Origin of the sequence: Streptomyces sp. NBC_00440, assembly GCF_036014215.1 — a bacterium.
Classification (GTDB): Bacteria; Actinomycetota; Actinomycetes; order Streptomycetales; family Streptomycetaceae; genus Streptomyces.
Genome location: NZ_CP107921.1, coordinates 2,081,066 through 2,094,494, shown reverse-complemented (window position 1 = coordinate 2,094,494; position 13,429 = coordinate 2,081,066). Strand labels below are relative to the sequence as shown.

At 71.8% G+C, this 13,429-nt stretch carries 10 protein-coding genes; 5 read left to right on the top strand and 5 right to left on the bottom strand.

Features of this window, described 5'->3' with window-relative positions:
• Positions 1-52 precede the first annotated feature (52 nt).
• Entirely contained in the window at positions 53-1,864 is a 1,812-nt protein-coding gene (locus OHB13_RS09365; RefSeq protein ID WP_328376743.1) for an MFS transporter, read from the bottom strand.
• Positions 1,865-2,051: 187 nt separating this feature from the next.
• Here OHB13_RS09365 and OHB13_RS09360 point away from each other — a divergent pair, with 187 nt between their 5' ends.
• From OHB13_RS09360 to OHB13_RS09350, 3 genes are all read left to right on the top strand, one after another.
• Complete coding sequence (locus OHB13_RS09360; protein ID WP_328376742.1) at positions 2,052-4,247, top strand: acyl-CoA dehydrogenase; 2,196 nt, start codon at positions 2,052-2,054, stop codon at positions 4,245-4,247.
• Positions 4,248-4,412: 165 nt separating this feature from the next.
• A complete protein-coding gene (locus tag OHB13_RS09355) occupies positions 4,413-5,603 on the top strand; it encodes a lipid-transfer protein (RefSeq protein ID WP_266857537.1) in 1,191 nt (396 codons plus the stop codon).
• A gap of 315 nt (positions 5,604-5,918) precedes the next feature.
• A complete protein-coding gene (locus tag OHB13_RS09350) occupies positions 5,919-7,382 on the top strand; it encodes an MFS transporter (protein WP_328376741.1) in 1,464 nt (487 codons plus the stop codon).
• Positions 7,383-7,443: 61 nt separating this feature from the next.
• Here OHB13_RS09350 and OHB13_RS09345 read toward each other — a convergent pair whose 3' ends face one another.
• From OHB13_RS09345 to OHB13_RS09330, 4 genes are read right to left on the bottom strand one after another with little or no spacing between them, the layout of a single operon-like run.
• Positions 7,444-8,049: a response regulator transcription factor gene (locus tag OHB13_RS09345; protein ID WP_266857540.1), complete on the bottom strand. Its 606-nt coding sequence runs from the start codon at positions 8,047-8,049 to the stop codon at positions 7,444-7,446.
• Between the two features lie 34 nt (positions 8,050-8,083).
• Positions 8,084-9,286, bottom strand: a complete 1,203-nt coding sequence (locus tag OHB13_RS09340; RefSeq protein ID WP_328376740.1) for a sensor histidine kinase — start codon at positions 9,284-9,286, stop codon at positions 8,084-8,086.
• An 11-nt stretch (positions 9,287-9,297) separates the two neighbouring features.
• Positions 9,298-10,023 (bottom strand): ABC transporter permease, encoded by a 726-nt coding sequence (locus OHB13_RS09335; protein ID WP_266857543.1) that lies wholly within the window; start codon positions 10,021-10,023, stop codon positions 9,298-9,300.
• Positions 10,023-10,994, bottom strand: a complete 972-nt coding sequence (locus tag OHB13_RS09330; protein WP_328376739.1) for an ABC transporter ATP-binding protein — start codon at positions 10,992-10,994, stop codon at positions 10,023-10,025. The genes OHB13_RS09335 and OHB13_RS09330 overlap by 1 nt, the downstream gene beginning before the upstream one ends.
• Before the next feature lie 352 nt (positions 10,995-11,346).
• Here OHB13_RS09330 and OHB13_RS09325 point away from each other — a divergent pair, with 352 nt between their 5' ends.
• Together OHB13_RS09325 and OHB13_RS09320 are read left to right on the top strand one after the other, a co-directional pair.
• The gene (locus OHB13_RS09325; protein WP_328376738.1) at positions 11,347-12,201 is read left to right on the top strand and encodes a MaoC/PaaZ C-terminal domain-containing protein; all 855 of its coding nucleotides are present in this window, start codon (positions 11,347-11,349) and stop codon (positions 12,199-12,201) included.
• 59 nt (positions 12,202-12,260) lie between these two features.
• On the top strand, positions 12,261-13,337 hold the full coding sequence (locus OHB13_RS09320; protein WP_266857549.1) for a Zn-dependent alcohol dehydrogenase: 1,077 nt from the start codon (positions 12,261-12,263) through the stop codon (positions 13,335-13,337).
• Positions 13,338-13,429 lie beyond the last annotated feature (92 nt).

Here is a 13,429-nt window from a genome sequence, read left to right as displayed (position 1 = left end):
CCGGACGCCGTTGCCGTACGTTCCGTGGGCCCGCCCCGGCCCCCGGCAACGGTTACCGGCCCGCGTTCGCCGGCACGGTCGATCCCAGCTTCAGGTCCACCGCCACCAGTTGGTCCACGCTCGTGTACGCGACATGGGTGGCCAGCGGCGGGAGGCCGGGCGCCGTGGCGGCGAGGATGTACGTACCGGCCGACCGGGCGGCGAGCGCGAAGGCTCCCGCGCCGTCCGCGACCACGATTCCCGACTGCCGGCCGCGGTGGTCGATCAGCGTGACCGTGGCACGCGGCACCGGAGTGCCCTCGGCGTCGAGCACCCGGCCCTGGAACCCCCGGAAGTCCTGGAGGTTCCGGTCCTCGGCGTCGAGGATGGCCGCCGCCTCCTCGGCGACGGTGGCCGAGCCGCCCTCATGTGCGGCGACGGGCCGCGACTGGGCGGCCGTGCGCTTGCGCGAGGGGAGGAACGCCGCGAACACCAGGCCGATCACGACCGCGGCCGTGGCGATCATGAACGAGGTGCGGAAGCCGCTCATGCTCGGTACGGACACCGGGCCCAGCGCGGTCGAGGAGTGCGCGAGCACCATGCCGATCACCGCGCTCGACACCGAGGTGCCGATGGAACGCATCAGCGTGTTGAGGCCGTTGGCCGCGCCCGTCTCGGAGGGGTCGACCGCGCCGATGATCAGCGCGGGGAGCGAGGAGTAGGCGAGACCGATGCCCGCGCCCACGACGACCGAGATGATGATGGTCTGCCAGGGCGCGCTCATGAGGGCGAGCCCCGCCCCGTACCCGATCGCGATGATCAGCATCCCGATCATCAGCGAGACCTTGGGCCCGTACTTCGCGGCGATCCTGGCGTAGACCGGCGCGGTGAGCATCATCGTGAGGCCGAGGGGCGCCACGCACAGGCCCGCGACCACCATCGACTGGCCGAGGCCGTAACCGGTCGCCTTCGGCAGCTGGAGCAGCTGCGGCAGCACCAGCGAGATGGCGTAGAACGCGACACCGACCATGATCGACGCCAGGTTGGTGAGCAGCACCTCGCGGCGGGCCGTGGTCCGCAGGTCCACCAGCGGGGCCGCGACGCGCAGCTCCATCACGCCCCACAGCAGCAGGATGGCGAGGGCGCCGGCGAAGAGGCCGAGTGTGGTGCCCGACGTCCAGCCCCAGTCGGAGCCCTTGGTGATCGGCAGCAGCAGGCAGACCAGACCGGCCGAGAGGCCGAGCGCGCCAAGGATGTCGAAGCTGCCGCGGGCGCGGGTCGAGGACTCCGGTACGAAGATGAGGGTGAGCGCCATCGAGATGACGCCGAGCCCGGCGGCGCCGAAGAACAGGGCGTGCCAGTCGGCGTGCTGTGCCACCAGGGCGGCGGCCGGCAGGGCGAGCCCGCCGCCGACGCCGATGGAGGAGCTCATCAGCGCCATGGCCGAGCCGAGCTTCTCGCGGGGCAGCTCGTCACGCATGATGCCGATGCCGAGCGGGATGGCGCCCATGGCGAAGCCCTGGAGTGCACGGCCGACGATCATGATCAGCAAGTTGTCGGTGAACCCGCAGATCAGCGAGCCGACCACCATGACGGAGAGGCTGGCGAGCAGCATCCGCCGCTTGCCGTAGAGGTCACCGAGCCGTCCCATGATCGGGGTGGCTATCGCGCCCGCGAGCAGCGTGGCGGTCATGACCCAGGTGGCGTTCGACGGGGCGGTGCTCAGCAGTGTCGGCAGGTCCTTGATGACCGGGACGAGCAGCGTCTGCATGACGGCCACGACGATGCCTGCGAAGGCGAGTACGGGGACGATGCCGCCCCTGCCACGGGTGGTGCGCGGTTCCTCGGCGGTTGTCTCGGGCAGCGAGGGAGCGGCCTGTGTCATGCGTGAAGCCTCCAGGTAAGGCAGACCGGCAGGGGACCGGGCGTCCAAGTGGTTGCATCATGAAGCTTCCGGAGGGGTTCAGGTATTCCGGTAAACGCCATATAAGTGCCGCGTGATCTGTATCACCTGGTCCGACCTCAGTAGCTGACCTTCCGTCAGAATGTAACGTGTTCTAGTCTCGCTGGGCATGGGCATCGGAATCACGCAGGAGCAGAAGGAGTTGGCCGACGCCGTGCGGGGGCTGCTGGCGCGGGAGGCACCACCCGCGAAGGCCCGCGAACTGCTCGACGCGCCACCCGGCGGCGACGGTGACAACGACGGTGGCAGTACCGGTGGCAGAGGCGGGCCGCCGGCTCACTGGGCGGCCCTCGCCGCGCAGGGGCTGCTGGGCGCGCACCTCCCCGAGGAGTACGGGGGAGGGGGCGGCGGCCTCCTGGAGCAGGCCGTCATCCTGGAGGAGGCCGCCGCTGCGGCGCTCCCCGGCCCCTATCTCCCGACCGTGCTGGCCTCCGCCCTGCTGCACCGGGCGGGCCGCCCCGACCTCGCGGCGCCGCTCGCGGACGGGCGGTGGCCCGGCGCGGTGGCCCTGGGTGACGCGGGTGATCCGGTACTCGGCGGCGCGGAGGCGGGTCTGGTTCTGCTGCGGCACGAGGGGCGCTGGGCCGCTGTGGACGCCGCGGATCTTGAGGTGCGTGCCCAGCGGAGCGTGGATCCGACCAGGCCGACCGCCGAGGTGCGGCTGAGAGCGGAGGTGCCCGCCGACCGGCTGCTGACGCTCGACGACGGGCTCGTCACCGATCTGGCGGCCGTCCTGTTCGCCGCCGACGCCTGCGGCACGGCGGCCTGGGCGCTGCACACCGCCACCGAACACGCCAAGGTGCGCGAACAGTTCGGGCGGCCCATCGGCCAGTTCCAGGCCGTCAAGCACCTCTGCGCCGACATGCTCCTGCGGGTCGAGCAGGCCAGGGCGCTGACCTGGGACGCGGCGCGGGCCGCCGGAGCGGGCTGCGACTCCTCCGGGGCGAGTGCTGAGGTGAGCCCCGAGGGGGGCGCCGAAGCGAGTGCCGAGGTGCGCGGGCTCGTCGCCTCGCTCGCGGCCGCCACCGCGCTGGACGCCGCCCACAGCTGTGCCAAGGACTGCATCCAGATCCTCGGCGGCACCGGCTTCACCTGGGAACATGACGCCCACCTCCATCTGCGCCGCGCCGTCGTCGCCCGGCAGCTGCTCGGCCCCGGCGACACCCACCGGGCGCGGGCCGTGCGGCTCGCCGCCGCGGGCGCACGCCGGGAACTGCGCCTGGAACTGCCCGCCGAGGCCGCGCCGCACCGGGAGCGGGCCCGCGAGGTGATCGGGGTGGCCCGCGGCCTGGACCCCGCCGAGGCCCGCCGCGTCCTCGCCCCCACCGGATACGCGGCGCCCCACCTGGCGGAGCCGTACGGCCTCGGTGCCGGCCCCGTCCAACAGCTCGCCGTACAACAGGAGTTGGCGGCAGCCGGGGTGCGGATCAGCGATCTGGGGATCGCCACCTGGGTGGTGCCCTCGCTCCTGGCGTACGGGACGGACGAGCAGCGCGCCCGCCATCTGGCCCCGACGCTCCGCGGCGACGTGCACTGGTGCCAGCTCTTCTCGGAGCCCGGGGCCGGGTCCGACCTGGCCTCGCTGCGCACCCGCGCGGACCGTGTCGACGGCGGCTGGCTGGTCAACGGCCAGAAGCTCTGGACCTCGGCCGCGCAGTGGGCCGACTACGGGATCCTGCTCGCCCGCACGAACCAGGAAGCCCCCCGGCACAAGGGGCTCACCTACTTCCTGGTGGACATGAAACGGGCCGCCGGGATCGACATCAGGCCGCTCAAGGAGATCACCGGCGACTCCCTCTTCAACGAGGTGTACTTCGACGACGTGCTGCTGCCCGATGACGCGGTACTCGGCGCGGTCGACGACGGCTGGCGGGTGGCCCGCAACACCCTCGGCAACGAACGCGTCCACATGGCCGACCAGTTGACCTTCCCCACCGGGCTCGAAGCGCTGATCGCCCGGTCTGACGGGCTCGACGGTGCCCAGCGTGCCCGGATCGGCGCGCTCGCCGCCGAGGCGCACGCCCTCGCCTGCATCGGGCTGCGCACCACCCTCCAGCAGGTGTCCGGGCTCGAACCGGGCGCCGGCGCCTCGGTGCGGAAGCTGGTGCAGACCCCGCACCAGCAGAAGGTCGCGGAGCTGGCCCTCGAACTGCTCGGCCCGGCCGGGGCGGTCCGTGAAGGGGCTGGTGAGCAGGCCGTCCACGGCTTCCTGATGTCGCGCTGCCTCACCATCGCGGGCGGGACCACTCAGGTACAGCTCAATGTCGTCGCCGAGCGCCTGCTCGGCCTGCCGCGCGATCCGTGAGCCCCGGCTGACACCCATATCCCGGCACTCACCGGCCACGCGGCCTTCCGCTGGCCGCCTTCCGCTGCCACTATCTAGGTATCTGACGGATCGTCAGATATGAAGCGTCCGGCGGTGTGTCCGGACGCGGACAGGGGCAGCGGGCCCGGGAGGCGGGACAGGACCATGAAGGCGTACATCGTCGGCGTCGGGATGACCAAGTTCGAGAAGCCGGAGAGCCGTGACTGGCAGTACTGGGACATGGCGAAGGAGGCAGGCACCCAGGCGCTCGCCGACGCCGGGGTCGGCTATGAGCAGGTGCAGCAACTGCCCGTCGGCTACTGCTTCCAGGCCTCCACGGCCGGGCAGCGTGCCGCCTACGAGCTGGGGCTCACCGGGATACCCGTCTACAACGTCAACAACAACTGCGCCACCGCGTCGACGGCGCTGATGATGGCGCGGCAGTTCGTCGAGGGCGGCATCGCGGACTGTGTGCTGGCGCTCGGCTTCGAGAAGATGCAGCGCGGCGCGCTCGGCGGCGGCGCGGACAGCGGGGACTTCAAGACGTCCCCGGTGGCCAGGCACTACGGGATCATGGCCGCAGGACACGGCTTCGAGATGTCGCCGCCCACCGCCCAGATCTTCGGCAACGCGGCGCGGGAGCACATGGAGCGGTACGGGACGACCGCCGCGCAGCTGGCCGCGGTCGGCGCCAAGAACCATCGGCACTCGGCGGACAACCCGCGCGCCCAGTTCCAGGACGTCTACACGGTGGACGAGATCCTGGCGGCGAAGACCATCCACCGGCCGCTCACGAAACTCCAGTGCTCGCCGACCTCGGACGGTTCCGCAGCGGCGGTCGTCGTCTCGGAACGGTTCGTCGTCGAACACGGCCTGCACGACAAGGCGGTGGAGATCGCGGGCCAGGCGATGACGACGGACACCGAGGAGAGCTTCGCATCGGGTTCGTGCATCGACGCGGTGGGCCGGCCGATGTCGCGCGAGGCGGCGCGGCAGGCGTACGAGCGGTCAGGGCTCGGCATCGAGGACGTGGACGTCGTCGAGCTGCACGACTGCTTCTCGGTCAATGAGCTGCTGACGTACGAGGCACTGGGCATGTGCGCCGACGGGGAGTCCGGCAAGCTCGTGGAGAGCGGGGCGACGACACATGGCGGCCGGTGGGTGGTGAACCCGTCGGGCGGGCTGATCTCCAAGGGCCACCCGCTGGGCGCGACGGGCCTGGCCCAGGCGGCCGAACTGGTCTGGCAGCTGCGCGGTGAGGCAGAGGGCCGGCAGGTCCCGGGCGCCCGGGTCGGCCTCGCGCACAACATCGGTCTCGGCGGGGCCGCGGTGGTGACAGTGCTGCGGCGGGAGTGAGACGGGAGCGAGACGGGGGCTAGATGGTGCTGCGGAGGGAGTGAGGCGGGAGCGGGACGGTGCTGCTGCGGGAGTGAGACGGGAGCGAGACGGCGCTGCGGGAGTGAGACGGGAGTGCGGCGGGCGTGCGGTGGCATCGAGACGGGAGCGAGGCGCCCCGGTCCGGCCTCCTGACCGGCACGGTCCGCCCTTCCGGCCTCGCCCGGTCCGGAAGGGCAGACCGGGGGGCAACAAGGGCCGTAGGACCTGCGGACCGTGGCCACTGCGCCGATATGCGGATGCACCGTGCAACGAACGGATGCCACGATGGCACTCATGCTGCGCACATCTTCGAACGCCCGCACCACCGCGCGACGGTCCGCCCCGACCCGCACCTGGCTGGTGGTGCTCGCCGCGTGCGCCGGGCAGTTCCTCGTGGTTCTCGACGTCTCCGTCGTCAATGTCGCCCTGCCCTCGATGCGCACCAGCCTGGATCTCAGCGCCACCGGACTCCAGTGGGTGGTGAGCGCGTACGCCATCGCCTTCGCCGGGTTCATGCTGCTGGGCGGGCGGGCCGGGGACCTCTTCGGCCGCAAGCGGATGTTCCTCGTCGGCCTCGGGCTCTTCACCCTCGCCTCGCTCGCCGGGGGACTGGCCCAGGAGGGCTGGCAACTGCTCGCCGCGCGCGCCGTGCAGGGGCTCGGCGCCGCCGTGCTGGCGCCCTCGACGCTCACCATCCTCACCTCGGCCGTCCCGGAGGGCGCGGCCCGCGCGAGGGCCATAGCTACCTGGACGGCCGTCGGCGCTGGCGGCGGCGCGGCGGGGGGCCTGGTCGGCGGAGTCCTGACCGACGCGCTGTCCTGGCGCTGGGTGCTCCTGATCAATGTGCCGGTCGGCGCGCTCGTCCTGCTGGGCGCGGCCCGCTGGATCTCCGAGAGCCGGGCCGACGGCGCGCGCCGGCTCGACCTGCCCGGCGCTGTGCTGGTCACCGCCGGTACGGCGACCCTCGCGTACGGCATCGTGCAGACCGAGGCCGAGGGGTGGACGGCCGCGGCGACGCTGGTGCCGCTGTTCGCGGGCCTCGCGCTCATCGGCCTGTTCCTGACCGTCGAGGCGCGCACCCCGCTGCCCCTGATGCCACTGAAGCTGTTCCGGGTGCGCTCGGTCGCCGCCGCCAACGCCGCGATGTTCGTCTGCGGTGCCGGCAGCTTCGGTATGTGGTTCTTCATGACGCTGTACGCCCAGAATGTGCTGGGCTACACACCGTTCATGGCCGGACTCGGCCTCGTACCCAGCTCGTTGAGCGTCATCGCCGGGTCCAAGTTCGCCCCGCGGCTGATGGCCCGCTTCGGTGCCAAGAACGTGGCGGTGGCCGGGATCCTGATCACCGTGGCCGGATTCGGCTGGCAGTCGACGATGACCGCGCACGGCGCGTACCTCACCTCGATCATGCTGCCCGGCATGCTGATGATGGCCGGCGCCGGTCTCTCCATGACACCGCTCGCCTCGCTCGCCACATCGGGGGCGGCGCCGGGCGACGCGGGCCTGGTCTCCGGTCTGGTCAACACCTCCCGCACGCTGGGCGGTTCGCTGGGCCTCGCGGTCCTCTCCACCGTCGCCGCCTCCCGTACCCGGGGCGGCACCGGGACGGAGGCACTGACCGAGGGGTACGCGCTGGCGTTCCGGTGCGGCGGGCTCGTCCTGCTCGCCGGTGCGGTGCTGATGCTGGTGTGGATGCCCGGGGTGCGTACGCCGGTGATCGGCCGCCCGGTCTCGGCGTCGGAGCCGTCCGGCGACTGACCGCGACCCGACTTCGGGGCTACGGCCGGCCCCACTGCGCGGAGCTGCCCCACCCGCAGGGCTACAGCCAGCCCTGCTGGCGGGCCGACCGCACGGCCTCCATGCGGTTGCGGGTGCCGGTCTTGCCGATCGCGGACGAGAGGTAGTTGCGGACCGTCGACTCCGAGAGGTGCAGCTTCCCCGCGATGTCGGAGACGGTCGCACCGTCCACCGACGCGTTCAGCACGTCGCACTCGCGCGCGGTCAGCGGGCTGGGCCCCGCGCTCAGCGCGGCCGCGGCCAGGGCGGGGTCGATGACCGTCTCACCGGCCAGCACCCGGCGGATCGCGGCGGCCAGGTCCTCCACCGGACCGTCCTTGACCAGGAAGCCCGTGGCGCCCGCCTCCATCGCGCGGCGCAGATAGCCGGGCCTGCCGAACGTGGTGAGGATCAGCACCCGGCACCCCGGAGCCTGTGTCCGCAGATCGGCGGCGGCGTCGAGCCCGCTGCGGCCGGGGAGTTCGATGTCGAGCAGCGCCACATCGGGGTTCGCGTCCAGGACCGCCGCGACGATCGCGTCGCCGGTGGCCACCTGGGCGACCACCTCGATGTCCTCCTCAAGGCCGAGGAGCAGAGCGAGCGCTCCCCGCATCATGCCCTGGTCTTCGGCGAGGAGGACTCGGATCATTCGCTGCTCTCCCAATCTGGTCACTGCCTGCTGGTCACTCCCGGGTACACACCGCCCCGGGCGCCGTGTCCGGTGCGGCGTTCTCCACCGGCAGTTCGGCCACCAGACGGAAGCCGGACCGGCCGGGGCCCGCGTCCAGTGAGCCGCCCGCCGCCGCGAGGCGTTCGGTCAGGCCCTTCAGCCCGCTGCCGGGTGGCGTCGAGCCTACGCCGCGCCCATTGTCACTGATCACCAGCCGCACACGTTCGGGTTTCTCGCCGTCCACGGCGATCTCGCACCGGGTGGCCCTGCTGTGCCGCACGGTGTTGGTGACGGCCTCCCTGACGACCCAGCCGAGCAGGGACGCGCTCTGCGGCTCCAACGGCGGCCCCGACTGCCGTACGACGGGCTCGATCCCGGCGGCGGTCAGCATGGAGCGGGCACTGTCCAGTTCGCTGGCGAGGCTGGCGGACCGGTACCCGGTGACCGCCTCGCGGATCTCGGTGAGGGCCTGCCTGCCGACGGTCTCGATGTCGGAGATCTGGCCGAGCGCCGCGTCGATGTCGCGCGGTGCGAGCCGCCGGGCCGCCTCCGACTTCACCACGATCACCGAGAGGGTGTGGCCCAGCAGATCGTGCAGGTCGCGCGAGAAGCGCAGGCGTTCCTTCTCGACTGCCGAACGGGCCAGCTCCTGACGGGTGGCACGCAGTTCCATGACGGTTTCGGAGAGCGCCAGGAGCCCGGCGGTCACAGCGCCCGAGATGAACGTGCCGTACCCCAGGGTCCAGGGGTCCCACGGGCTGTGCCCCTCGCTGCCCGAGATGTACCCGGCGGAGCCGGAGATGACCATCAGGGTGAAGCCGAGCCGCCGGTCGCGCAGCGTGGTGCCGACAGCCAGCGAGAGCAGCGGGAAGTACAGCAGCCAGCTGCCCCCGTAGCCGAGAGCCAGACCGTAGGTGATGGCCGCCAGCGCGCCGAGCAGCCAGAGCGTCGTACGGCTCTGGCGCTTCTCCTTGTTGAACGCCCGGAACGCCACGGATACGTACAGGGAGTTGAAGGCCAGCAGCCCGACCCCGCCGATCCACGGGTTGGGGGTCTCGCCGCCGATCAGATTGGAGAAGCTGCCCAGGCCGAGCAGCAGCCACGGCAGCAGCGTGAAGGCGTTCGGCGGGCCCGGCCGCTTCCGCGCCCTGATGTCCTTCCGCCGCTGCACCCAGGTCCTGTGGTGCCGTCTCAGCAGGTCCAGCTTCGCGTGCATGTTCTCTCCCGTCACACGGTCTTCGCGGACCGACGGTACGAGATCACCGCGTACGTGCCGAACGCCAGCAGCCAGGCGGCGAGCACCGCCACCGTGGAGAGGGCGGGCGCACTGCCCTGGGTGGTGGACCAGCCCAGCTCGGCGAAGCGGTTGGTCGGGGTGTAGCGGGCGACGGACCGCAGCCAGCCGGGGAAGGCGTCGACCGGGAACCACAGACCGCCCACGATGGCGAGCCCCATCAGACAGGCCACGTTCACCACGCCCGTGGTCTGGGCGGTCAGCCGGTATCCGTTCCCGATCCCGAGCAGTGTGAACGGCAGCGCGCCGACCCACAGCAGCAGCGTGAGGACGGCCCACTGCCAGGCGTCGATCCGTACGCCGTTGACGAGCGCACCGGCCAGGAGCACCGCCACGATCCCCGGCAGCACGGTCACCGAACCGGAGACCGCCCGGCCCAGCACCACCTGCGTGGGCGGCAGCGGAGTCACCCGCAACTGGCGCAGCCAGCCGAGGGACTTGTCCGAAGCGACCCCGGTGCCGACTCCCAGGGCGGCGCCCAGCGCGCCGTATGCCGCCATACCGACCATCGAGGTGACCCGCCAGGCCGCCGAGTCCGGGTTGCTCGGGCCGATGTTGGTGAACAGCAGATACATCACCACCGGCATACCGATGCCGAAGATGACGAACCCGGGGTCGCGCAGCGTCCGCCGCACTTCGAGCTTCACGTATTCCAGCATCAGACCGCTGCCTTCTGTCCAGTGCGCGGGGAGATCCCGGCAGATCCGGGGCCGGGAGGGGTGTCGTCAGGGGCGTCCTGCGCGGTGAGGGCCAGGAAGGCGTCCTCCAGCGTCGCAGGGGCGACCGCGAGGCCGCGGATCGCGCCCTGCTCCGCCAGGGCGACGACGGTGGCGTCCGAGTCGTCCGTACGCAGCGAGGCCCGGTCCCCGCGGATCTCCACGGCGGTGACACCGGGCAGCGTCTGGAGCCCCCCGGAGCCGGCCCCCGCGAGGTCGAAGGAGACCAGGCTGCCGCCTGCCGCCCGCTTGAGCAGCTCGGAGCTGCCGTCGGCGACGATGCGGCCCTGGTGGATGACCACGATGCGGTCGGCGTTGCTGTCGGCCTCCTCCAGATAGTGCGTGGAGAAGAGGACGGTGTTCCCGCGCTGTGCGTACGCCCGCATCGAGTCCCAGAACGCCCGCCTGGCCTCCACGTCGAGCGCGGCCGTCGGCTCGTCGAGCACGATCAGCTCCGGATTCCCGGCGAGCGCGACGGCGAACCTGACCCGCTGCATCTGGCCACCGGAGAGCTTGTCGACCCGGCGTGCCCCGTACTCGCCGAGCCCGGCCATGTCCAGCGCCTCGTCGACCGGGAGCGGGCGCGGATACGTACTGGCCACGAAGGCGACCAGCTCCCGCACCGTCACGCGCGGGATGGGCTGCCCCGCCTGGAGCATCGCGCCCACGAGCCCGGCCGCGACCGCCTGCTCGGGTGTCCGGCCGAAGACCCGCACCTGCCCGCTGTCGGGCTCGTCGAGGCCGAGCAGCAGACTGATCGTGGTGGACTTTCCGGCCCCGTTGCGCCCCAGCAGGGCGACGGTCTCCCCCCGGCGGATCTCCAGGTCGGCGCCGTCCACGGCCCGCACCGCCCCGAACGTCTTGACCGCTCCCGTGAAGCTCACCGCGGGTCCGGTGTCTGCTGTCTGCGTCATGCCCCACACGCTACGGAGCCGCGGCGTTCCGCGGACAGATGCGGTTGTACGCAGCTGCCCGGGACAAATGTCACGGCCGCGCGCGGTGGCCCGGCTGTGGTGGCCGGATGCCGAGGGCCGGCTGTACGGGCCCCGGCCGCAGTGGCCGGATGTCGCGGGCCGTTCGTCCGACCCGAATCTGACGTGGCGTCAGCAGTCTTCACAACTCATGAGGGGTGCGTTATACATGGGGCCATCGGCCTAGAACGCGTTCTACAAAGGGCGCCGGAGGCCGGTCCCGTACGACCTCGGTGCGCCTGACGGTGCGGACGGTCGCACCGAGGTCTTTCCACCGTCAAGGAGCGCTTGCCCCATGCCCATTGATGCCGCGCAGGCCATCGCCGCCGAGCCCCGCTCCGGCGAGATCGCCTGGGACCACAAGGACATCCAGCTCTACCACCTGGGAATCGGCGCCGGCCGGCCGGCCACCGACGCCGACGAGTTGCGCTACACCCTGGAGTCCAGGCTCCATGTCCTGCCCAGCTTCGCGACCGTCGCGGGCGCCGGCATGGCGCTGATGGGCGGGCTCGCCGCACCGGGCATCGATGTGAACCTGGCGTCCGTCCTGCACGGCGGGCAGACCATCACCCTGCACCGGCCCATCCCCGTCAAGGCGTCGGCGCGGTCCACCGCCCGGGTCCAGGCGGTGTACGACAAGGGGAAAGCGGCCGTCATCGTGCTGCGCTCCGAAGTCTCGGACGAGCAGGGCCCGTTGTGGACCAGCGACTCGCAGATCTTCGTACGCGGCGAGGGCGGCTTCGGCGGCGAGCGCGGCCCCTCCGCGCGGCTCGACGTCCCCGACCGCGCCCCCGACCGCACCGAGGACCGCCTGATCCGTGAGGACCAGGCGCTGCTCTACCGGCTCTCCGGGGACTGGAACCCACTGCACGCCGACCCGGAGTTCGCCAAGCTCGCCGGGTTCGACCGGCCCATCCTGCACGGGCTCTGCTCGTACGGAATGACGCTGAAGGCCGTGGTCGACACGGCCCTGGGTGGCGACGTGGCCCGCGTCGACTCGTACACCACCCGCTTCGCCGGTGTCGTCTTCCCCGGCGAGACGCTCAGGATCCGGATGTGGCAGTCGCCGGGTCAGGTCCGGGTGACGGTCTCGGCCGTCGAGCGGGACGAGGCGCCGGTACTCGCCGACACGGTCGTCACCCACCACTGAGGCCGCCCGGCCATCCACTCCTGATCCATCAGAACCAGCCGTATGTGAGGAGCCGCACCATGCGCGCAGCCGTACTGCACGAGATTGGCCAGGACAAGCTCGAAGTCCTCGACGACATCGAGGCGGTGGGCTTCGGCCCCGGCAAGGTCAGGATCAGGGTCCGGGCCACCGGCCTCTGTCACTCGGACGTCTCGGCGATGAACGGGGTGCTGCCGCAGCCCGCGCCGTTCGTGCCCGGCCACGAGGGCGCCGGCGAGATCCTCGACGTTGGCGACGGGGTGACGGGCGTCAAACAGGGCGACCGGGTGGTGATCTGCTGGCTGCCCGCCTGCGGCGTCTGTCCGGCCTGCAAACGCGGCCAGACCGAACTCTGCCTCGCCGGCTTCATGAACGCGGGCACCCCCAACTTCAAGCGCCCCGGCGGCGATGTCTTCGGCTTCGCCGGGACCGGCACCTTCACCGAGGAGGTCGTCGTGGGCGCCGGCTGCGCGGTGCCGATCCCCGACGACGTGCCGTTCGAGATCGCGGCGCTCATCGGCTGCGGAGTGACCACCGGCCTCGGCGCCGCCATCAACACCGCCGATGTGGAGGCCGGTTCGTCGGTCGCGGTGATCGGCTGCGGAGGCGTCGGCATCTCCGCCATCCAGGGCGCACGGCTCAGGGGCGCGTCGCAGATCATCGCCGTCGACCCGGTGGCCTCCCGCCGGGAGGCCGCGCTGACCTTCGGCGCGACGGAGGCCGTCGCGCCGGACGCGCTGAACGACGCCAAGCAGCGCATCACGGCGGGGGAGGGCTTCGACTACGTCTTCGAGGTCGTCGGCAAGTCGGCCACCGCCCGCACGGCGTACGAGACGACCCGGCGCGGCGGCACCCTCTGCATCGTCGGCGCTGGCGCCATGGACGACTTCCTCCAGCTCAACATGTTCGAGCTGTTCTTCGACGAGAAGCGGATCCTGCCCTCCATGTACGGCGGCGGGGACGTGGTCCGTTCGTACGAGCGGGCCATCTCGCTCTGGCGGTCCGGCCGCATCGACCTCGAAGGGCTGATCACCCACCGGGTCAAACTCGCCGGGATCAACGACGCGCTGGACCAGATGCGCTCCGGCGAGGCGCTGCGCACCTGCATCGAGATCTGACCACCGCAGCACCGGCGCCCCTGGCGCCCTGAGTACGAGAGTGCCCGGTGCGCCCGGAGCCGGAGCGCCGGCACCCGCAGACCCGTAAGGAG

Bases quoted from the DNA above. Each gene is read 5' to 3' on its own strand.
- OHB13_RS09365 (WP_328376743.1), bottom strand. From the start codon at position 1,864: ATGACACAGGCCGCTCCCTCGCTGCCCGAGACAACCGCCGAGGAACCG.
- OHB13_RS09345 (WP_266857540.1), bottom strand. From the start codon at position 8,049: ATGATCCGAGTCCTCCTCGCCGAAGACCAGGGCATGATGCGGGGAGCG.
- OHB13_RS09355 (WP_266857537.1), top strand. From the start codon at position 4,413: ATGAAGGCGTACATCGTCGGCGTCGGGATGACCAAGTTCGAGAAGCCG.
- OHB13_RS09350 (WP_328376741.1), top strand. From the start codon at position 5,919: ATGCTGCGCACATCTTCGAACGCCCGCACCACCGCGCGACGGTCCGCC.
- OHB13_RS09320 (WP_266857549.1), top strand. From the start codon at position 12,261: ATGCGCGCAGCCGTACTGCACGAGATTGGCCAGGACAAGCTCGAAGTC.
- OHB13_RS09335 (WP_266857543.1), bottom strand. From the start codon at position 10,023: ATGCTGGAATACGTGAAGCTCGAAGTGCGGCGGACGCTGCGCGACCCC.
- OHB13_RS09360 (WP_328376742.1), top strand. From the start codon at position 2,052: ATGGGCATCGGAATCACGCAGGAGCAGAAGGAGTTGGCCGACGCCGTG.
- OHB13_RS09330 (WP_328376739.1), bottom strand. From the start codon at position 10,994: ATGACGCAGACAGCAGACACCGGACCCGCGGTGAGCTTCACGGGAGCG.
- OHB13_RS09340 (WP_328376740.1), bottom strand. From the start codon at position 9,286: ATGCACGCGAAGCTGGACCTGCTGAGACGGCACCACAGGACCTGGGTG.
- OHB13_RS09325 (WP_328376738.1), top strand. From the start codon at position 11,347: ATGCCCATTGATGCCGCGCAGGCCATCGCCGCCGAGCCCCGCTCCGGC.